Genomic DNA, 21,818 nt, shown 5'->3' on the forward strand with positions numbered 1-21,818 from the left:
GCATTTTTCAGTAGCTTAATCAACGCAGATGAAAATAAAAAGAATCTACAGCAGCTAAAATTGAGTAAAAATGTAAGCGCATCAATAAAAAAACCACGCGATCAAGCGTGGTTTTTTTCAATCAGTTTAATCTAATACAGATTAGATTTTACCAACTAGGTCGATTGAAGGAGCAAGTGTTGCGTCGCCTTCTTTCCATTTTGCTGGGCAAACTTCACCTGGGTGAGCGTGAACGTATTGAGCAGCTTTTACTTTGCGAAGAAGTTCTTGCGCGTCACGGCCGATACCACCCGCGTTGATTTCGATGATCTGGATTTTGCCTTCTGGATCGATGACGAAAGTACCACGATCAGCAAGACCGTCAGCTTCAATTAATACTTCGAAGTTTTTAGACAGTGTCCAAGTTGGGTCGCCAACCATTACGTATTGGATTTTTTTGATTTCTTCTGAAGAATCGTGCCAAGCTTTGTGCGTGAAGTGAGTGTCAGTAGAAACTGCATAGATTTCAACGCCTAATTTTTGGAATTCAGCGTAGTTGTCAGCAAGGTCACCAAGCTCAGTTGGGCAAACGAAAGTGAAGTCAGCTGGGTAGAAGAATACAACTGACCATTTGCCTTTAAGATCAGCTTCAGTTACTTCAACGAATTGACCGTTGTGGTAGGCATTTGCTTTAAATGGTTTAACTTCAGTATTAATTAAGCTCATCATTGTCTCCATGATTGAGGTTTGTTTTGAATTTCAATTAGATTATAGAAATTTGCTTTATTGCTGAAATGGTATTTTTACATTACCACCATCGGAAAAACCGAATTGATGATTGTTTAAGCCATATTCAGGCGGTGTGTATTATTATGTAGCCGAAAAATATGATGACCACATGACAATTAAAAAGTACACCTTTTTCATTCCTCATCAAACATGATGTCAAGCTCGGTAAAATTCAAGGGTAAAGCAAAAATATTTTTTATTTTTAGGCAGACTGCTTGGAAATGTTCGTCATCGTCACAATCTAGAAGCCACCGTACTCAGTTTGCGGTCAGCGGATTCGCTGCAAAAGCAGACAGGCTGGAGGGTCTGTTCGTTCATTTCATGGGCGGATTCTTCCGCTGGCTGTCATTACAGCGTAAAATAGCCGATTGATATTTTTTTATTTAAATTAGGAATCTTGTTCTGTGCAGAGTCATTTAAATGTAGATCAACTCGTTATGGCGCGTGACCGTCATCGTTTAAATCGACTGCGTAAAGGAAAAGATGCAAATGAAAAACAATATTCTGAGCTATTTGAAAAATCCAATCTGAAAGTTCGGGAACGCCTGGGCCGTATTCCAAACATCAAACTGAATCAGGATTTGCCAGTCACCCAATACGCCGACAAGCTGGTTGAGGCAATTCAAAAACATCAGGTGATTATTGTGGCGGGGGAAACCGGTTCGGGGAAAACTACCCAGTTGCCGCAAATTGCCATGCTGGCCGGGCGCGGTTTAACCGGTCTGATTGGTCATACCCAGCCGCGTCGTCTGGCCGCGCGCAGTGTCTCGCAGCGGATTGCCGAAGAAGTCGGTGAAAAACTTGGTGAATCCATTTCCTTTAAAGTCCGTTTTAATGAACAGGGCTCGCAGGATTCGCTTGTCCGCTTAATGACCGATGGTATTTTACTGGCAGAGCTGGCCAATGACCGTTACTTAAGCAAATACGACACCATTATTATTGATGAAGCGCATGAACGTTCCCTGAATATTGACTTCATCATGGGTTATTTAAAGCAGCTGTTGCCACGGCGTAAAGATCTCAAAGTCATCATTACCTCAGCGACTTTGGACGTAAACCGTTTCAGCAATTACTTTAATGGCGCGCCGATTTTTGAAGTCGAAGGGCGCAGCTATCCGGTTGAGGTACGTTACCGTCCCATTTCCGAACTGAGCATTGGCGGCAGTGATGATGATGAGTTTGATGACTTTGAAGAAAACCTGCCGCGTGCAGTGGTGCAGGCGGTGGAAGAATGCTTTGCCGATGCACAGGAAAAAGGTCATCCTGAACATGCCGATATTCTGGTGTTTGCCAGCACCGAGCAGGAAATTCGTGAATTACAGGAAACCTTAATCAAGCATGGCCCGCGCCATACGGAAGTGTTGCCGCTATATGCACGTCTGGCCCTGGCCGAGCAGCAGAAAATCTTTAATCCATCGGGCGGTGGCCGACGGATTATTATTGCTACCAACGTCGCGGAAACGGCGTTAACTGTACCGAATATCCGCTATGTGATTGACAGTGGTTTTGCCCGGATTTCACGTTATAACTATCGTTCACGTGTACAGCGTCTGCCAATTGAAGCAGTTTCGCAAGCCGCAGCCAACCAGCGTAAAGGCCGTTGTGGCCGTATTGCACCGGGTGTCTGTATCCGTCTGTATTCGGAAGAAGATTTCTTAAGCCGTCCGGAATTTACCGAACCGGAAATTAAACGCACCAACTTAGCTTCGGTGATTTTGCAGATGCAAAGTCTGGGCCTCGGTTCGCTGGAAGATTTTGATTTTATCGAGCCCCCAGATCATCGACTGGTCAATGATGGTCGCAAGCTTTTGATTGAGCTTGGCGCAATGACGGAGAAGAAAGTGAATCCGTCTAAAGCGACTGACGAAAATAATAATCTCCCTCTGTCTAAAAGAGGGGTTGGGGGAGATTCCTTAACCAAAATTGGCCAGCAAATGGCAAAAATGCCGATTGATCCACGTCTGGCACGAATGATTCTGGGCGGGGCACATTTTGGTGCCTTAAATGAAATTCTGGTAATTGTGGCGGCACTGGCGGTGCAGGACCCACGGGAACGCCCGGCCGACAAACAGATGCAGGCCGATCAAAAACATGCCTTGTTCCGTGAAGCCGATTCCGATTTCCTGTTTTATCTCAAACTCTGGGATGCCTTGCTGGCCAATCGTGACTTGAGTGAAAACAAGCGCCGCAGTTTTGCCCGTAATCATTTCCTGAGCTGGTTGCGTTTACGTGAATGGAAGAAAACCCATGAGCAGCTGGTCGATCTGGCACAGGGGTTAAAACTGTCTTTCAATGAAAAGAAAGCCAGTTATGAAAATCTGCATCGGGCTTTATTAACCGGACTGTTATCGTTTATTGCCAATAAAACCGATGAACGTAATGTGTTTATGGCAGTGCGTCAGCAAAAAGCGCGGGTTTTCCCGGCCTCAACCTTGCATAAGACCAATACCCCGTGGGTGATGGCTTTTGAGATGGTGGAAACCTCGCAGGTGTATTTGCGGACCCTGGCCAAAATTGAGCCGGAGTGGATTCTGCTGGCGGCGCGTGATCTGTTAAAACATCATTATTTTGAACCGCACTGGTCGAAAAAAGCCGGAGTGGTCAATGCCTATGATCAGATTTCACTGTTTGGTTTAATCATTGAACCGAAACGTCAGGTGAATTATGAAAAGGTCGATCAGCCGGCGGCGCATGAGATTTTCCTGCGCGATGCCTTGACTACCGGTAACCTGGGAATTATGCCGCCGTTCTTAAAGCATAATTTACTCAAACTGGAAGAAGTGGAGCGGGTTGAAGACAAGCTGCGCCGCCGCGATCTGGTGGTAGATGAAGAAACCATCTATCAGTTCTATGCCGCAAAAGTGCCGACAGATGTGGCCAGCCGCCGTTCTTTTGAAGACTGGCGCGCGACCGTCGAGCCGAAAGAGCCACGTTATTTATTTGTTGATGATGATGCCTTGTGGCTGAATGATCGCCCGACCACGCAGCAATTCCCGGATTATCTGCGTAATGGCGAATTGCGTCTGGCGGCCAGCTACCGTTTTGATCCGAGCCATGATGAAGATGGTGCGACGGTAAAAATTCCGGTTCAGGCCCTGCCACAGGTCGATGAAAACATCTGGTCATGGGGGATTCCGGGCTGGCGTGAAGAGCTGATTGAAGCGCTACTGAAAGCCTTGCCGAAAGATAAACGCCGTAACCTGGTGCCAATTCCGGATACCGCGCGCAAACTGAGTGCACGAATTGATGCGACGCATCTGCGTGAGCATATTTTCAGCTTCCTGGCTTTTCAGCTACGCGGCGATCAGATCACTGAAAAAGACTTTAGCTTTGAACGGGTCGATCAGTATTTGCTGCCGTTTATTAAAGTGATTGATGAAAAAGGCCGAGTCATCGAACAGGGCCGTGACCTGAGCGAGCTGAAAGCCCGCTGCCGTACCGAAACCCATAGTCCGGTGAAGCAGCTGAAAGGTGAATTTAAAACCTTCCCGGACAACTTTGTGTTTGAAGCCTCGCAAAAAGTCACTGGCGTGGTGGTCAAGCAGTATCAGGCGCTGGTACCGACCAAAGACTTTGCTGCGCTGGAACAGAAAGATGAATCGGGTGTGGTGATTCAAACCTTTAATGATCAGGCAGAGGCAATTAAACAGCATCGGGCCGGGGTGATTCGCCTGATTCATATGCAGCTGGGCGATTTAATCCGCCAGCTGAAAAAACAGATTTCTAAACCGCTGGCGCTGGCTTATTCTCCGTTGGGCGATAAAGCACAGCTGGAACAGATGCTGGTCTATGCCACCTTGCAGATGTCAATTGATGACTTGCCAGTCAACGCTGAACAGTTCCAAACGCTGCTACTTGAGGTAAAAAAATCATTCCTCAGTCATGGACAGAAAGCGCTGTTCAGCTTTAATGAGATTTATATTCAATGGCAGGATATCCGCCGTAAACTGCTGATGCTGGATGAGTCGGTCTTTGCCAAAAATATGGATGATATTGAAGATCAGCTGGACCTCATGAACCTGGCCGATTTCGTGTATAACAAGCCAGCAGACGTCTGGAGCGAATATCCACGTTATCTGAAAGCGCTGGTGCTGCGTTTGGAACGTTTGCCGAATAACCTGCAACGTGATGATGCCGCCATTGTGCAGATTGACCCGTGGATGGACAAACTGTTCAAGTTTAAAAATGACAGCCGCTTGAAAGAATTGTACTTTATGGTGGAAGAATTGCGCATCTCGTTATTCTCGCAGCCAATGAAGACCAAGATGCCAATTTCGCCAAACCGGCTACAAAAAGTATGGGAAAAGCTGGGAATCGGTTAAGATAGAGAGAATTTCAAAAAGGAGTTTTACATGGGCATTCGCATTACCGGTACGGGCTTATTCCATCCTGAAGATGTCATTACCAATGAAGAGTTAGTTGAAAGTTTAAATGCTTATGTGGAACAGTATAACTCGGCCAATGCTGACAAAATTGCAGCGGGCGAGTTAGAAGCACGCCGTGGCTCAAGTGCAGAATTTATTGAAAAAGCCTCTGGCGTGAAACGTCGCTACGTGTCAGAGAAAACCGGTCTGCTTGATCCAAACCGTTTACGTCCACATTTAAAAGAACGCGCTGATGATGAAATCTCGCTTCAGGCCGAGTGGGGCGTAATTGCAGCCAAACAGGCAATGGAAAATGCCGGTGTCACGGCTGAAGACATTGATGTGGTGATTCTGGCCTGCTCGAATATGCAGCGTGCCTATCCGGCGGTGGCCATTGAAATTCAGACTGCACTCGGGATTCAGGGCTATGCCTATGACATGAACGTGGCCTGTTCAGCAGCAACCTTTGGTTTAAAACAGGCGTATGATGCCATTAAAAGCGGTGCGCGCCGTGTCTTGCTGGTGAATGTCGAAATTACATCGGCACACAATGATTTCCGTTCGCGTGACAGCCACTTTATTTTTGGCGATGTTGCCACTGCGTCAATTATTGAAGACACCGACAGCAAAACCGGTTTTGAAATTGTGGACACTCAGTTATTTACCCAGTTCTCGAACAACATCCGTAACAACTTCGGTTTCCTGAATCTGTCTGAAAATGCCGATATTGATGACAAGCGTTTCCGTCAGGACGGCCGTAAAGTCTTTAAAGAAGTGTGTCCACTGGTTGCGAAAATGATTACCGCGCAGCTGGAGAAAAATGCGATTGCACCAGCCGATGTAAAACGTTTCTGGTTGCATCAGGCCAATGCCAGCATGAACGAACTGATTCTGAAACTGGTGGTTGGTAAAGCGGCTGCGGAAGCAGATCCGGCGTTGGTGCCAATTATTCTTGATGAGTTTGCCAATACTTCATCTGCCGGGGTCATCATTGCCTTGCATCGTACTGCGCATGAAGTGAATGATGGCGAATATGGCGTGTTATGTTCATTTGGTGCCGGCTACTCGGTGGGCTGTATCCTGGTACAAAAACACGTGGTTTAAGGGGCAGAGATTGCAGGTCCAGCATGATGCAAAATGGATCAAGACGCTGAGCGCCTTATCTAAACGCTATTTCACGCCGACCTTTTTAGGCAGTGAATATATTGATGCATCCCGACCTGCCATGTATGTGGGCAATCATTCCCTTTACGGGATTTTTGATGCCCCCGTTATTATTGATTATCTGTTCAATGAACATCAGGTGGCTGTGGTTAGTATTGCCGACCACAGCCATTTTTATTTGCCAATCTGGCGCGATATTGTCAAAAAGTTCGGCGCAGTCGATGGCCAGCGTGAATATGTGCGTGCCTTGATGCAGCAGGGCTATTCGATTCTGGTCTTTCCGGGTGGCGGACGTGAAGTGCTGAAACATCCGGGTGAGCAGTATCAATTGATCTGGAAACAGCGCTACGGCTTTTTACAGTTGGCACAGGAATTTCAGTACGACATTATTCCTTTTGCTGCCTTTGGCCCTGATGATATTTTCGAGTTTGGTTTTGATGCCAGAACCGTGGTGCAGCATCGTCTGTTTCAGAAACTGCTCAAAGTCCCTCAACTGGATAAATTATTACGTCATGGCGATGTGATTCCATCATTACCGAAACACCTGATTCCCAAGCGGGTACCTTTTTATTTTCAGTTTTTGCCACCGGTAGAGGTCGGGCAGAGATTAGGTTCTGAAGATTTGACCACGCTGCGAGAGGAAATCGCTCAGCAAATTTACCAGAGCTTAGCGCAGCTAAAAGCCCGTTCAACTGGGCACTCATCCTCATAATAGCCGGGTTGTGCCTGAGTTTAAGCCCGCATAAGTGATTTTTGATAAAAATAACGAGAAAACTTTATGAAAAATAATGCTTAGGTTAAGATGAACCATCCTTTTATTTGAAGTCTTTTGAACAGCTATGCAACCATTTGTTCTCTATAACTCAGAGCAGCGCAAAAAAGTAGAATTCGTGCCACGCGTCGATGGACAGATCGACATGTATGTCTGCGGTATGACCGTGTATGACTACTGTCATATTGGTCACGCGCGTGTCATGGTTGCATTTGACTACATCATCCGTTTCTTGCGGAGTCAGGGCTGGAAAGTCAAATATGTGCGTAATATTACCGATATTGACGACAAAATTATCAAACGTGCCAATGAAAATGGCGAGAGTATTACCGCTTTAACCGACCGCTTTATTCAGGCCATGAATGAAGATGCAGAAAGCCTTGGCTGTCTGGCTCCGGATGAAGCACCGCGTGCCACTGACTATATCGACCAGATGCAAAACATGATTGGCAATCTGGTTGACAAGGGCACCGCTTATCCGGCTTCAAATGGTGATGTTTATTTCCAGGTTGAAAAATTTGCAAAATATGGCCGTTTATCCGGTCGTAAACTGGAAGATATGCAGGCTGGTGCTTCAGAGCGTGTCGATGTCGAAGTAGAGAAAAAACATCCATTTGACTTTGTGCTCTGGAAACATGCCAAAGAAAATGAACCGGCTTGGCCATCACCGTGGGGCAAAGGTCGTCCGGGCTGGCATATTGAATGTTCGGCGATGTCGACCTGCTGCCTGGGCAATCATTTTGATATTCATGGTGGTGGTTCAGACCTGATGTTCCCGCATCATGAAAATGAAATTGCCCAGTCTGAAGCCTCTACCGGTGAGCAGTATGTTAATTACTGGATGCATGTGGGCTTTATTAATGTCGATGGCGAGAAAATGTCAAAATCGCTCGGCAACTTCTTCACCATTCGGGATGTGATGGAGAAATTCCATCCGGAAGTGATCCGTTATTTCATCGTGTCTTCACACTATCGTAGTCCGGTGAACTTCTCGGATGTAGCACTAAAAGAAGCCAAGACGGCGCTGTCCCGTTTCTATCATTCATTTAAAGCCTATCAGGCCGTGTATGGCGACAAGCTGTTAGAAACGCTAGATGACACATTGGTCGAACGCTTTAATACCGCAATGCGGGATGATTTTAATACCGCGGAAGCGATTGCAGTGCTGTTTGAAGTCAATAAAGAACTGAACCGCGCGGTGAAAGAAGAAAATGCCGAACAGGCAGCAATCTTCTATGCTACCTTGCGTCATCTGACCAATATTCTTGGTTTGGTACAGCACAATGTCGATGAATTCCTGAAGTCAGACATTGGCCAGGATGCACTTGGTTTATCTGAAGAACAGATTGAAGATCTGATTCAACAGCGTAAAGATGCCAAAAAAGACAAAAACTTTGCCCGTGCCGATGAAATCCGTCAGTCTTTGCTCGATCAGGGCGTAGTGCTGGAAGATACCCGTCAAGGTACCGTTTGGCGTCGTGCTGATTAAATCACCACTTGGAAGCATAAAGAGTTGACAGTTGTATGAAACTCTCTATAATGCACTTCCATATTGCGGGAATAGCTCAGTTGGTAGAGCACAACCTTGCCAAGGTTGGGGTCGCGAGTTCGAGTCTCGTTTCCCGCTCCAAAATTTTAAAAGCCTCAGTCAAATGATTGAGGCTTTTTTTATGCGTTTTTATCCAGATATGAAACATTATCCATTATCTACACTCAAACTTAGCTTAACTGCCTGAGCTAAAAAATGAGACTCATGTTCACCATCTTCCTGTGCTGTGGTTTATCAACAACAGGCGGAATCATGAAGAAATCGTGTGAAATCTTATACATTTAAAAACGTGACATTTGCATAGATATGCTAAAATTGCGAAAATTAATTTCTGCTTGAATGAAGACCGTTCAGCCCTGAACGAAGGTTAAAAATTTGAATTCTGAAAACATGTCAAACCCGATTGATTTTCAAGGTGTGGCGCTCAGTACCTTGCGTATAGAAGAACAAGCTCTGCAAACACTGGCCACACAAATTGACGAGCGCTTTAGCCGCGCCTGCGAAATTATTTTGCAATGTAAAGGCCGTGTGGTGATCACCGGTATGGGGAAATCCGGGCATATTGGCCGTAAAATGGCGGCGACTTTTGCCTCGACCGGTACACCTTCATTCTTTATGCATCCGGGCGAAGCAGGACATGGCGATTTAGGCATGCTGGTACGGGGTGATGTGCTGATTGCCATCTCCAATTCTGGCAAAAGTGATGAAATCATGATGCTGATGCCGCTGATCAAACATCTGCAAGTGCCGTTAATTACCATCAGCGGAGATGACAGCGGCCCAATGCCACAAAATGCCGATGTGGCTTTAACTTTAGGGAACATTCAGGAAGCCTGCCCACTGGGTCTGGCACCGACCTCGAGCACCACCGCAACATTGGCCTTAGGGGATGCACTGGCTGTGGCCTTACTTGATGCGCGTGGGTTTACCGCAGATGATTTCGCCCGTTCCCATCCTGCGGGTGCTTTGGGTAAACGCTTGCTGTTGCATGTCAAACACTTAATGCATACCGGCGCCGAGCTGCCAAAAGTCGCGCCAGAAACCCCAATGAACAAAGTGCTGTATGAAATTTCCGACAAGCGTTTGGGGCTGACCACGGTGGTGGATGAACAGGACACCTTATTGGGAATTTTCACTGATGGTGATTTGCGCCGTTTAATCGACAAACAGCAGGGCTTTGATATTCATCTGCCGGTGGCTGAAGTCATGATCAAGCAGCCTGCGACCATTTCTCAGGAAGCCCGTGCGGTTGAAGCACTGGCACAGTTACGCGATAAAAAAATTAATCAATTTGTAGTGGTCAATGATGCACATCAGGTGATTGGTGTGATCAGTATGCATGACCTGATTCAGGCCGGGGTAAATTAAAAAATGGCATCGTATATTTTATTGGAACAGGCACGTCACGTTGAGGCTTTGGTTTTAGATGTCGATGGTATTTTAAGTGATGGCTTTGTTACCTTAACCAATAGCGGTGATGAAATTAAAAACTTTGATATTCGTGATGGTCTGGGCATGAAACTGGTGCAGCAGGCCGGGGTGAAAGTCATCATCATTACCGGGCGTACCAGCCATATTGTTGAAAAACGTATGAATGCCTTGGGTGTGGACCTGATTTATCAGGGCCGTGAAGATAAAGGCGTAGCTTTACGTGAAGCCTGTGCCCAGCTGAATCTGGCACCAGAAGACTGTCTGTATATGGGCGATGACTGGCCAGATTTATCTGCCTTTGCCATTGCCGGGATGAAAGTCACGGTGCCGAATGGTCATGTTGAAGTGCGTCGTCGTGCTGATCTGGTGACTCAGGCGCAGGGTGGCCGCGGTGCGGTACGTGAAATCTGCGATATGATCCTAATGTCAAAAGGCGTATACGAACAGTTACTTGAAAAGTATACCGCGATCCCTCATTAATAAGATATTCCTCTGATTGAGTTGAGTTAAAACCCCACTTATGGATACCCGAGTTTTATATATTACTGCGATTGCAATTGCAGCTGTAAGTGGTGGTTATTACTATTACAGCGGTAAAGGCAATAAACTGGATACCGAGGGTTCCAGAAGTATGACCTATACGGCGGAGCAGATTAACCTGACTCAAACCGATGAACAGGGGAATTTATATGTTCGCGCTCAGGTTGACCGTTTAGAGCAGGATATGCAAAAGCAGACTTCTCAATTACAGAACCTGAATGCGTCCATGTATAAAGACGGGAAAGTTGATGCCACTTTTTATGCCAAGCAGGCACATGGCTATAATGACAATGAAAAAGTAGTGTTATCTGACCAGGTACGTGCCACCAAAATTTTAGCGCAAGGTCAATTAGAACTGCAGACGACAGAATTGACGGGCTATCCGGACAGTCGGGAAATTGAAACCGATAAACAGGTGATGGTGCAGTCTCCACAAGCTGAATTTGTAAGCCAAGGACTGAAAGCCAATTTGAATGATGGTCAATACGAATTTTTTAATATTCGAGGAACATATGAACGTTAATCCGAAGCTTGCAACACCTCGTACTTTCCTGAAGAAAGCCGCGCTTATAGGTTTGGCAGTATTGTCCTCAGCTACAGCCTGGGCCTTGCCTTCAGACCGGAACCAGCCAATTACCCTGGTGGCTGACCGTGCGACATTTAATGAGCGTACCGGTATTACCACCTATACCGGTAATGTGATTATCGAGCAGGGCACAATGCGCTTGCAGGCCAATTCAATTGTGGCCAATCTGAACAGTAAAAAAGAAATCAGCACCATTACCGCCAATGGTAGTCCGGCACAGTTCCAGCAAAAGACTGATCCGAATAAAGGTCTGGCCAAAGGTCAGGCGCAGAAAATTGTCTACAATGCGGAAACCGGTATTATTACTTTGTCGGGCGGGGCATTTTTACAGCAGGATGGGGCCAGTATTCGCGGCAATACCTTGCGTTATAGTATGAACAAAGGCGATATTGAAGCCATTGGTACGCCAAACAACACCGGATCATCTTCAGGTCGCGTACAGATTGTGATTCCACCATCCAGTTCAAAATCATTCCCGGGAGCACGCGATTAATGGATCAGGTCGTACAGCCACAAACTCTGACAATCAAACACCTGGCCAAAAACTACAGTAAGCGCTGGGTGGTGAAAGATGTTTCTTTCTGTATGCAAAGTGGCCAGATTGTTGGACTGCTTGGCCCAAATGGTGCTGGTAAAACCACCAGCTTCTATATGGTGGTTGGCTTGGTACGTATGGACAAGGGGGAAATTCATCTGGATGAACTGGATTTATCTGACCTGGCCATGCATGAACGTGCGCGCAAAGGCATTGGTTACCTGCCACAAGAGGCGTCAATTTTCAGAAAACTGACCATTGCTGAAAATATCATGTCGATTCTGGAAACCCGTAAAGACTTAAACAAGCAGCAGCGTCAGCAGCGTTTAACCGAACTGCTGGCTGATTTTAAAATTACCCATATTAAAGATTCACTGGGCATGAGTGTCTCCGGTGGTGAGCGACGTCGTGCGGAAATTGCCCGTGCTCTGGCTGCCGATCCGAAATTTATGTTGCTGGATGAACCTTTTGCCGGGGTGGACCCGATTTCTGTCGGGGATATTAAAGATATTATTAGCACCCTTAAAGATCGCGGAATTGGTGTATTAATTACTGACCATAACGTGCGCGAAACATTGGCAATTTGTGAGCGTGCTTATATTGTCAGTGAAGGTGCAGTGATTGCCGAAGGAGCCCCACAGGAAATTCTGGAAAATGAAACTGTGAAACAGGTCTACTTGGGCGAAGATTTTAAGGTGTAGTTGGTGAAAAACACATATAATTGTTATTTGTTGTATGTGTTTTATCCTGAAAGCGTTTTATAATTAACAAAAGTATAAAAAACTAGCTTAAAAACATTTACAATTTTAAAAATATTTCAAAATATTAGTTTGAATGACGACAATGATGGGTTGCAAGAGCTTAACAGTTCATAAAAATAAATTATTCAGGCAGACGCTACTGTGGCAGGCTTTATTGCTGAGTGGACTGCTGAGCCAGTCGCTTTATGCTGAAACGACGACTTCAGAACGGCAAACACTTCAACAGAGCGTGGCACGTTTATTTACCCCGCAATCTGACCAGAATTTTACTCGTGTCCGTATTAGTGAACTGAGCCAGTTTCAGCTCGATACACAAAATATTCAGGAAATGCCCCGGGCAGTACCAGCATCATCTGTTTCAGAAACAGCGGCATCAGCCCGATCCTCTGTGCAACAGCCTTTAAGTTTTAATGACACCATTCGGACCGCTGTTCAGCGTCATCCTGAAATTTCCCAGGCCATTTCCACTTTGGCAGCCCAGAATGCCAGTATTGATGTGGCGAAGTCCGGTTATTATCCGCAATTATCTGGTGGTATTTCCACAGCAGACCTGACCAAAGGCGAGCGCGGCCGTCAGCTGCTGAGCCTGAATGCCACGCAAATGCTTTATGATTTTGGCAAGGTCAAAAGCAGTGTCAACTTGGAACAGGCCCGTTTGGCCGCAGAGCAGGCCAATGTGCTGGTCAGTATTGATGATATTGCTTACCAGACTGCCAATGCCATGATTAATATCAAACGCTATCAGGAAATTACCCGTATTGCTGAAGAGCAGATTCAGGGGATTGCCCGCATTGCGGAAATCACCAATTTACGTGCCGAGGCCGGGATTAGTACCCAGGCCGACCCGATTCAGGCCCGTTCCAATCTGGAAGCTGCGGAAGCCAATTTAATTGTGCAGCAAACCCAGCTGCGCCAATTTCAGCAAAAGCTGCGCACCTTGGTCGGGTTTGAGGTTCATCAGCGTAACTGGCAGATTCCAGAGCGGCTGGTGAAAGAGGCGCAATTATATTCAGAGCCGGTTTTTCAGCAGATTCCCGGACTAATGGCTGCTCAGGCTGAAGTTAAAGTGGCCAAATTACGCAAGCAGCAATCACGTTTAAGTGCTTATCCCACTTTAAATGTGAAAGGTTCTATAAGTCAGGCCATCAATGGTCGTAATCCGAATAACAATGAAGATGATGGCCTCTATAATTCGATCATGCTGGAAGCCAATAGCAACTTTTATCAGGGCGGCGCAATTGCGTCACAAACCCGGGCGGCCAGTTATGCAGAAGAAGCGGCCAAGGCACGGGTCAATAGTGTGTATCTAGAGGTGCTGGATGAAACCCGCATGCTGCGTGAAGAAATCCAGAACAAGCAGCGCCAGATGAATATTCTGGTCAAGCGTCAGGCCACCACCATCCAGACCAAAGAGCTGTATCAGGAACAATATAAATTAGGCACGCGCTCAGCTGTCGATTTACTGAATGCCGAACAGGCAATTCATAGTGCCGCCCAGGAAATTGAAAATACGCGTTTTGATATTTATGCCGCCATTGCGCGCTATATCTCCATTACCGGACGGACACGCGATATTTATGATTTAAACCATATATCCATTCAGGGGTTTGAAGTTCAGCCATGAGTACTAAAATAAATTATCAACCGTGGCTTCAAGCAGTGCTGAGCATTGCCAAGCATTACCGGATTGAACCATCCGCAGAACGTATCCGCTTGCAGCTGGACTGGAATCCGAACCAGAATATTGATGATATTTTAAATCTGATTGCCCGTCAGGTGGGCCTAAGTCTGCGCAAAACCGACTTTAGCGCCGAAGTGATCAATCCCTGGCGTTTGCCGGTACTGGTTGAATTCCAGGATGGTCAGGTGGGCGTAATTGACAAGGTCGATGCTGAGGGTAACCTGAGTATTCAGTTCAGTGGTGATCAGGGTTTGTCACAAATGCTGGCCAGCGACACCTTGGCTGAGCATGTGCGGCATGTCTATATCCTGCGTCCGGAAAAATCGGTTCCCGATGCGCGGGTAGATGAATATGTCAAACCCTATGAAGACAACTGGTTCTGGTCAATTGTGCTGCGGGACTGGAAACGTTATATCGATGTAATGTTTGCCTCCCTGATGGCCAATATTCTGGCGCTGGCCACCATCCTGTTTTCGATGAATGTCTATGACCGGGTAATTCCGGCACAATCGGTTCCCACTTTGTGGGTGTTGGCAGGTGGGGTGCTGATTGCGGCCATTTTCGAGTTTAGTTTAAGGGTCGCACGGATTTACCTCTCCGATATTATCGGCAAGCGCGCTGATCTGCGTATTTCAGATCGGGTATATGGACATGCGCTACGGATTAAAAACAGTGAACGCTCTAAATCGACCGGGACCTTTATTTCACAAATTCGTGAACTGGAAGGGGTGCGTGAACTGGTGACGTCGACCACCATTTCTGCAATCGCTGATTTGCCTTTCTTCCTGCTGTTCCTGGGCGTGTTCTGGGTGATTGGCGGGAACCTGTTCTGGGTGATGCTGATTGTGGTACCGCTCATGATTATTCCCGGCATTCTGGCGCAAAAGCCTCTGGCTAAACTGGCCAACGAGGGGATGCGTGAAGGCGCAATCCGCAATGCCATGCTGGTGGAATCGGTACAGGGCATTGAAGACATCAAGTTATTACGCGCCGAAGCCCGCTTCCAGAATCAGTGGAATCATATGAATGAAGTTTCCGCCGATATTGCCATGCGTCAGCGTAAAATTGTCGGTGTCATGACCGCCTGGACCCAGAAAATTCAGGGGCTGACCTTTGCGATTGTGGTGCTGGTGGGCTGTTTTGCGGTGATGGATGGGGAAATGACCACGGGTGCTCTGGTGGCCTGTTCAATTTTATCTTCACGGATGCTGGCGCCAATTTCACAGATTGCCGGCGTGCTGGGCCGTTTGCAACAGGCCAAAGTGGCGAAACAGGGACTGGATGAATTAATGAAAAAACCGGTTGATCAGCCGGAACATAGCCACTTAATTCATCGTCCGGTGTTAAATGGTCATTATGAATTAAGCGGGGTCAGCTTTAAATATGGCGAAGATGATGCCAAACCGACCTTGATGGTGGCTAAGCTCGAAATTAAAGCCGGTGAAAAAATTGCTATTCTGGGCCGGAATGGTGCCGGGAAATCTACCTTGTTGCAGCTTTTTTCCGGCATGCAAACCCCGAATCAGGGCAAAATTAAACTCGATGGCGTAGAACTGGGCCTGATTGATCCTGCTGATGTACGTCGTGATATGGGCCTCTTGAATCAGAATGCGCATCTGTTTTTTGGCACGGTACGGGAAAACCTGACTTTGGGTGCACCATTGGCCAATGATGACGATATTTTGCAGGCACTTCGAATTACCGGTGCGCTGGCCTTTGTGCAGGAAAAGAAAGAAGGGCTGGACCATCTGATTCTGGAAGGTGGTGTGGGGTTCTCTGGCGGCCAGAAACAAGCCTTGCTGCTGGCACGTTTGCTGCTACGTCAGCCGAATATTTTATTGCTGGATGAACCGACGGCTGCAATTGATGATGTCTCCGAGAAACAGCTGATTGATCATTTGAAAATGTGGCTTGGGCACCGGACTTTGGTGGTGGCCACCCATCGCCGTGCAGTGTTAGAGCTGGTGGACCGGATTATTGTGGTCAATGATGGAAAAATTGTGATGGACGGGCCACGAGATCAGATTCTTAATCAGTCTGCATCTCAACCACGTCAGATGGCAGGAGCGAAGTCATGAGTGAACAATTAAGCAAACGTTCAATGCAGGTGACCGAGCTGGAGCCACCTTTACCTAAAGCCAGTCTGTTTATCTGGATTATCTGTATTGGACTGGCAGTTTTGCTACTCTGGGCCTGGCTGTTCAAGCTGGAAGAAGTATCCACCGGCACTGGTAAAGTGGTGCCATCTTCGAAAGAGCAGGTGGTACAGTCTTTAGAAGGCGGGATTCTCACCACCTTGAATGTCCGTGAAGGGGAAATTGTCAATCGGGGTCAGGTGCTGGCCCAGCTGGACCCGACCCGGTTTGCTTCTAATGTGGGTGAATCGGAATCTTTGCTGGTATCTTCCTTGGCCACTTCGGCCCGGTTACGCGCTGAAGTAAATGGCACGCCTCTGGTTTTTCCTGAAGAAGTGCTGAAAGAGCCAAAACTGGTACAGCAGGAAACTGCTTTATACAATTCGCGCCGGGCCAACTTAGAAGAATCGCTGGCCGGTTTACGGCAGGCTCTGGTGCTGGTCGAGCAGGAATTGCGTATGACTGAACCCTTGGTGGCCAAAGGTGCGGCCAGTGAGGTGGAAGTGCTGCGTCTGAAACGCGAGGCCAATGACCTGCGTAACCAGATGAATGATATTCGTAACCAGTATTATGTCAAAGCGCGTGAAGAGCTGTCCAAGTCCAGTACCGATGTACAAACCCAGCAACAGGTGGTACGTGGCAAGTCCGACACCTTGAACCGCACAGTCTTCAAGTCGCCGGTACGGGGTGTGGTCAAGGAAATTGATGTGATGACCATTGGCGGGGTCGTACCGCAAAATGGCAAGTTAATGACCATTGTGCCTTTAGATGAACAGCTGTTAATTGAAGCGCGGATCTCGCCGCGGGATATTGCGTTTATTCGCCCAGATCAGGAGGCACTGGTCAAAATTACCGCCTATGATTATTCGATTTATGGTGGTTTAAAGGGTAAGGTCACGGTGATTTCACCGGATACCATCCGTGATGAAGTCAAGCAGGACCAGTTTTATTACCGGGTCTATATCCGGACTGATACCGATAAACTGACCAATAAATCTGGCCAGCAGTTCAGTATTACCCCCGGAATGGTGGCCACGGTTGATATTAAAACTGGTTCTAAAACCGTACTGGATTATCTGATTAAACCGTTTAACAAGGCCCAGGAAGCATTACGCGAGCGTTAATCGTCAACTCAACATAACCTCCCAGTTTGGGAGGTTTTTTATTGCCAAAATTTGCCTGAAAACACGTTATAATTTCAGAGATTATTGCATTTTAGCTGTGTTATGCCATTTACCATTGCCTCCCTTGTTCGCTTTGAAGAAGATATTAAAAAGAGCCGTTTTGAGGCCATTGCCGTACCGGTAGAAAACGAACAGGCGGTTAAAGATTTTCTGGAAGCCAACAAAGACCTGACCACTACCCATCAATGCTGGGCATGGAAAATTGGCCATCAGGTGCGTTTTAATGATGATGGTGAACCTTCTGGCACTGCCGGCCGACCTATTCTGGCTACCATTGAGGGCAATGAGCTGACCAATGTGCTGGTGCTGGTCAATCGCTGGTATGGCGGGATTAAACTTGGCACCGGTGGCCTAGTGCGTGCCTATGGCGGTTGTGCCGGGCAATGCCTGCTGCTGGCAGAAAAAATTGAACTGATTGAAAAGAAAAAAGTCGAGTTTCAGTGCCAGTTTAATGAATGGGCCATTTTTCAATATGAACTGAATAGCCAGAATATCGAGTTTCAGGAACAGTACGGGGCAGATGGCGTGCAGGTCAATGCCTTATTACAGGTGCATCAGATTGAGCCTTTGGCCTTAAGAATTCAGGACGTTACCCGCGGCCGGGAACAGCTCAAAGTCATGGAGGAGCCAGCAGATGACTGAACATGATCCTTTGCTGAAATATCGGGAACAGCATAAACATCGGCTGAATTATATGCCATGGCTGTACTGGTCGCTGAAACCGAAAAACCGGGTTTGGGCCGAAGCCTGGCAAAAAGACTATCAGGCCTATTTGATGGAGATGGAAACGGTAGAAATTGGCGAGAACTGCTTTATTTCACCGCTGGCTCATATTTTTGCCGAACCGGGACGTAAAATTAGCATCGGGGATAATACTTTTATTGCTGCAGATTGTACCTTGCATGGTCCGCTGCATATTGGCAGTGAAGTGGCGATTAATCATCATAGTATTCTAGATGGTGGTCGGGTCGGCATTAAGATTCACGATCAGGTGCGTATTGCCGCCTATTGCCATTTATATGCCTTTGATCATGGCATGGATTTGGCTCAGCCGATTTACCAGCAGCCGGTGCGTTCGCAGGGCATCGAAATTGAACGCGATGTCTGGCTGGGTGCTCATGTCGGCGTTAAGGATGGTATTAAAATTGGCGCCCATGCGGTTGTCGGCATGCACAGTATGGTCACCAAAGATATTGAAAGCCAGGCCATTGTCGCGGGGAATCCGGCACGTTTGATTCGTTATCGTGATTAATCTCATACATAGCTCTCTATCTTCAAATGTCTGTGTTTTATTTACATTTTGTCATGTCATCCGCTGAGGACTTATGCTAAGTTTTAGATAACAATTAAAACGAAAGCCTGGCAGACAGGCAACAAGAGAGGCGACAATGAAACGAGTAATTGCCTGTATTGATTCTTCACCCTGTATCAATGCACTCGCGGAAGCCGCAGCGTGGATAGCCAAGCAGACCCAGCGGGAATTGGTGCTGTTACAGGTGCTGGACTATTATCCGGCCAGTTATCACTTAGGTGAAATTAGCGGGGTCATTGGTTTTGAAAGCAATGCCATGTTATTGAAGGAACTGGCCGAGCTGGAACAGAAGCAGAGCGACATTGCGCTGGAATATAGCAATAATCTGCTGCGTCATATTTCCGAGATGGTGCAGCAAAAATATAATATCGTGCCGACCCAGATTCAGGAAAAAGGCGATTTTCTTGAACAAAGTTTTAATGTCTTGCAAGAAGATGATATTGCGGTCATCGGCCGGGTTGGGGAGCGTTCCGCCGAACGCAATAAAGCCCTAGGCAGTAACGTCGAAAACTTTATCCGCGGGGCCAATTGTGCCGTTATGACCGTGGGCGAGCAGTTTAAGCCGCCAACCCGTTTTATTTTCGCTTATGAATATTCACCAACCTGCTTAAAAATCATGAAGCGCATCACCCAAAGTGATTTGCTGCGTCTGCTGCAATGTCATTTGCTGTATGTGGGTGATCATCCGGAAATATTAAATGAACCGACCCAGTATTTAAAAGCCGCTGGTTTAGATGTGGTGGTGGAATATCGTTATGGAGATGTGGCGGAGAATATTCTGGATTATCAGCGTGAACATGGTATTCAGCTAATTTTGCTTGGGGCCTTTAGCCACAGCAAAATCCATCAGTTTTTCTTAGGCAGTATTACCACCACCATTTTCCGGAATTCCAATGTGCCGTTACTGGTGGTGAAATAAAGCCCAAATATCTTACACGCATCTGATGAATTACTGTCCAAGGTTATCCGCATTTATTGTGGATAACTATATGGACAGTATATGTAAGTTTATAAAAAATAAAATAAATATTATTTTGTGTGTTTTTTGTTCTGTTTGGGCCTTATTTAACGATGGCCAAGGCAAAGCCATCATGCCCTTTGCTGCCTACCGTTTGTAAGGCAGTTGAGGACAATAAACGTGGATGCTCCTGCATCAGCTTAAACATCTCGCGAATGCCTTCAATGCTGGGCTTGTGATTGTCCGGATTAATGATGTCACCGGCGCGAATTACATTGTCCAGGAAAATTAAGGTGCCGGAGCGTGACAGATTCAGGCTCAGTTCCAGATATTCCGGATAGCTCTGTTTATCGGCATCAATAAAAATAAAGTCAAACGGGGCAGTATCAGCCGGCAGGCTCTTTAAAATATCGGCGGCGCGGCCAACACGCAAATCAATAGTCTGTTTTAACTTTGCCTGATCAATATTTTCCTGCGCCACGGCGGCGTGTGCATCACGGCCTTCAATGGTCAGAATATAGCCATCTTCCGGTAAAGCGCGCGCCAGCCACATGGTGCTATAGGCGGCAAAGGTGCCAAGTTCCAGAATACGTTTACAGCCGTTCATCTGAATTAACATCTGTAACAGCATGCCCTGGTTGGGCGCAACAGCAAGGTGATCCGGATACCCCCGATCATCGGTATGTTTTAAGGTTTGGGTCAGAATCGGATCTTCAGGAATTAAATGTGTTTCGATGTAGTGGTCGAGGTCGGTCCACATTTGTTTCATAGTCGGGGGCACCTTTGTTGCAATGCATGCATTTTAAACTTTTCCCCCTAGAGTGCAATTTTTATCGGGAGAGTTGCAGAATTAATAGACATAAAAAGAGGTGCCGCAGCACCTCCGTATTCAGATCCGGATTTATTCGTAATAGCACATTGACGAATAGCGGCTTAAATCCGGTCCCCAGGTACGATAGCCCTGCGTATCAATATGGATTTGCCCTGAAGCATACAGTCCCAAGCCCATATTCAGGCTTTGACCATACTGGGTCCAGAACTGGCACAGTCTGAACTTGGTATTTTCAATAAAGGCATAATCTTGCGGCTGTGGAAATTCCGGCCCAATCCGGAAATCAATAGCGGAATTATATAAATGCCGTGAGGAACTGGCACCACCGGCGCACTGGTTCAGCGGTAAATCGCGATAGACTGAAGTGACTTCAAAATCGGTCAGGACTTTGGAGGCAACCAGATATTTAAAGACTTTTAAGGTTGGAATCTGATTGCGCCATAATTCGCGGTTGGGCACCATGTATTGCGAGCGGCCACATTTTTGCCAGTCACGTGCGGTGCGCAGTAATTCAAAACTTGGAATAATATTGCCGACGCCTTCAGCATTCAGGAATTTTTCATATTCGCGGACCTGGCGCAGGTTATCGGTCACGGCAATCCAGCTGTTATAGGCATAGGGCACCACTTTTGGTGCGACCTTGCGTTCATAGCTGATTTTTTCTTGTGGGATATAAATCCGTTTTCCATCAGGCGAATGAATCGTTTTCCCTTTCTGCGGTGTGGTTGTACATCCGAGCATGATCAGGGGCACGATGCTGAGCGAGAGCACCGCCTTGAGAAATTGCGTCATTATGCAAATCAAACATTTACTAAAATCCTAAGCATTCTAATCTAAAAGCTTCGGTAAAAATTGAAAATATTGCAATCAAATGTGTGTTTTAGGTATAAAAAAAGATCAGCTTTTGCTGATCTTTTTAAAATTACTTTTCTAAGTATTGTAATTTGTCCGGCTTGCCATTCCATTCTTCACGGTCAGCAGGCTGTTCACCAATTTGCGTGATATTTGGCCATTTTTCTGCCAGTTCAGCATTCAGCTCGATAAATACTTCCTGACCTTCTGGTAGCTCATCTTCCGAGAAAATCGCATTGGCTGGACACTCAGGTTCACACAGTGCGCAGTCGATACATTCATCCGGGTTAATCACCAGGAAGTTTGGACCTTCATAGAAACAATCTACAGGGCATACTTCTACACAGTCTTGATATTTACATTTAATACAGTTTTCAGTGACAACAAATGTCAT

General features: G+C 46.6%; 19 protein-coding genes and 1 tRNA gene. 16 read left to right on the plus strand and 4 right to left on the minus strand.

Going from position 1 to position 21,818, the window contains the following annotated elements; genetic code table 11:
- Positions 1 to 141: 141 nt before the first annotated feature.
- Complete coding sequence (gene ahpC / locus VF685_RS06215; RefSeq protein WP_005178834.1) at positions 142 to 705, minus strand: alkyl hydroperoxide reductase subunit C; 564 nt, start codon at positions 703 to 705, stop codon at positions 142 to 144.
- A 467-nt stretch (positions 706 to 1,172) separates the two neighbouring features.
- Here ahpC and hrpA point away from each other — a divergent pair, with 467 nt between their 5' ends.
- The 16 genes from hrpA (at position 1,173) to VF685_RS06295 (ending at position 19,701) form a co-directional block, all read left to right on the plus strand.
- Positions 1,173 to 5,090: an ATP-dependent RNA helicase HrpA gene (gene hrpA, locus VF685_RS06220; RefSeq protein ID WP_286385010.1), complete on the plus strand. Its 3,918-nt coding sequence runs from the start codon at positions 1,173 to 1,175 to the stop codon at positions 5,088 to 5,090.
- Between the two features lie 30 nt (positions 5,091 to 5,120).
- A complete protein-coding gene (locus VF685_RS06225) occupies positions 5,121 to 6,236 on the plus strand; it encodes a beta-ketoacyl-ACP synthase III (protein WP_016659123.1) in 1,116 nt (371 codons plus the stop codon).
- 10 nt (positions 6,237 to 6,246) lie between these two features.
- Entirely contained in the window at positions 6,247 to 7,008 is a 762-nt protein-coding gene (locus tag VF685_RS06230; RefSeq protein ID WP_127798774.1) for a lysophospholipid acyltransferase family protein, read from the plus strand.
- A gap of 127 nt (positions 7,009 to 7,135) precedes the next feature.
- Entirely contained in the window at positions 7,136 to 8,557 is a 1,422-nt protein-coding gene (cysS, locus tag VF685_RS06235) for a cysteine--tRNA ligase (RefSeq protein WP_242911802.1), read from the plus strand.
- Positions 8,558 to 8,622: 65 nt separating this feature from the next.
- A tRNA-Gly gene (locus VF685_RS06240) sits at positions 8,623 to 8,698 on the plus strand.
- Between the two features lie 309 nt (positions 8,699 to 9,007).
- Positions 9,008 to 9,985: a KpsF/GutQ family sugar-phosphate isomerase gene (locus tag VF685_RS06245; RefSeq protein ID WP_005178820.1), complete on the plus strand. Its 978-nt coding sequence runs from the start codon at positions 9,008 to 9,010 to the stop codon at positions 9,983 to 9,985.
- Positions 9,986 to 9,988: 3 nt separating this feature from the next.
- The gene (locus VF685_RS06250) at positions 9,989 to 10,528 is read left to right on the plus strand and encodes a KdsC family phosphatase (RefSeq protein WP_005178818.1); all 540 of its coding nucleotides are present in this window, start codon (positions 9,989 to 9,991) and stop codon (positions 10,526 to 10,528) included.
- Positions 10,529 to 10,568: 40 nt separating this feature from the next.
- Positions 10,569 to 11,111 carry an LPS export ABC transporter periplasmic protein LptC gene (lptC, locus tag VF685_RS06255; RefSeq protein WP_016659120.1) on the plus strand — a complete coding sequence of 181 codons (543 nt, stop codon included), beginning with the start codon at positions 10,569 to 10,571 and terminating at the stop codon, positions 11,109 to 11,111.
- Entirely contained in the window at positions 11,101 to 11,667 is a 567-nt protein-coding gene (gene lptA, locus VF685_RS06260; RefSeq protein WP_163170231.1) for a lipopolysaccharide transport periplasmic protein LptA, read from the plus strand. Before lptC ends, lptA begins: the two co-directional genes overlap by 11 nt.
- A complete protein-coding gene (lptB, locus tag VF685_RS06265; protein WP_440203588.1) occupies positions 11,667 to 12,410 on the plus strand; it encodes an LPS export ABC transporter ATP-binding protein in 744 nt (247 codons plus the stop codon). Before lptA ends, lptB begins: the two co-directional genes overlap by 1 nt.
- Before the next feature lie 142 nt (positions 12,411 to 12,552).
- The gene (locus VF685_RS06270) at positions 12,553 to 14,094 is read left to right on the plus strand and encodes a TolC family outer membrane protein (RefSeq protein WP_016659119.1); all 1,542 of its coding nucleotides are present in this window, start codon (positions 12,553 to 12,555) and stop codon (positions 14,092 to 14,094) included.
- Positions 14,091 to 16,229, plus strand: coding sequence for a type I secretion system permease/ATPase (locus tag VF685_RS06275; RefSeq protein ID WP_163170230.1), 2,139 nt, complete (start codon positions 14,091 to 14,093; stop codon positions 16,227 to 16,229). Before VF685_RS06270 ends, VF685_RS06275 begins: the two co-directional genes overlap by 4 nt.
- Positions 16,226 to 17,410 (plus strand): HlyD family efflux transporter periplasmic adaptor subunit, encoded by a 1,185-nt coding sequence (locus VF685_RS06280; protein WP_005178811.1) that lies wholly within the window; start codon positions 16,226 to 16,228, stop codon positions 17,408 to 17,410. The genes VF685_RS06275 and VF685_RS06280 overlap by 4 nt, the downstream gene beginning before the upstream one ends.
- Positions 17,411 to 17,512: 102 nt before the next feature.
- Complete coding sequence (locus tag VF685_RS06285) at positions 17,513 to 18,112, plus strand: IMPACT family protein (RefSeq protein ID WP_440203589.1); 600 nt, start codon at positions 17,513 to 17,515, stop codon at positions 18,110 to 18,112.
- Complete coding sequence (locus VF685_RS06290; RefSeq protein WP_163170229.1) at positions 18,105 to 18,722, plus strand: acyltransferase; 618 nt, start codon at positions 18,105 to 18,107, stop codon at positions 18,720 to 18,722. The genes VF685_RS06285 and VF685_RS06290 overlap by 8 nt, the downstream gene beginning before the upstream one ends.
- Before the next feature lie 136 nt (positions 18,723 to 18,858).
- Entirely contained in the window at positions 18,859 to 19,701 is an 843-nt protein-coding gene (locus VF685_RS06295; protein WP_005178808.1) for a universal stress protein, read from the plus strand.
- 142 nt (positions 19,702 to 19,843) lie between these two features.
- Here the strand turns inward: VF685_RS06295 and VF685_RS06300 are convergent, their stop codons facing one another.
- The 3 genes from VF685_RS06300 to fdxA all read right to left on the minus strand — a co-directional run bounded on the left by VF685_RS06300 (position 19,844) and on the right by fdxA (position 21,818).
- The gene (locus VF685_RS06300; protein ID WP_005178807.1) at positions 19,844 to 20,509 is read right to left on the minus strand and encodes an O-methyltransferase; all 666 of its coding nucleotides are present in this window, start codon (positions 20,507 to 20,509) and stop codon (positions 19,844 to 19,846) included.
- 132 nt (positions 20,510 to 20,641) lie between these two features.
- Positions 20,642 to 21,364, minus strand: a complete 723-nt coding sequence (locus VF685_RS06305) for a D-Ala-D-Ala carboxypeptidase family metallohydrolase (RefSeq protein WP_005178806.1) — start codon at positions 21,362 to 21,364, stop codon at positions 20,642 to 20,644.
- Between the two features lie 130 nt (positions 21,365 to 21,494).
- A complete protein-coding gene (gene fdxA, locus VF685_RS06310) occupies positions 21,495 to 21,818 on the minus strand; it encodes a ferredoxin FdxA (RefSeq protein ID WP_005178805.1) in 324 nt (107 codons plus the stop codon).

Source organism: Acinetobacter sp. Brlt_5 (assembly GCF_051949055.1).
Taxonomy (GTDB): Bacteria; Pseudomonadota; Gammaproteobacteria; order Pseudomonadales; family Moraxellaceae; genus Acinetobacter; species Acinetobacter indicus.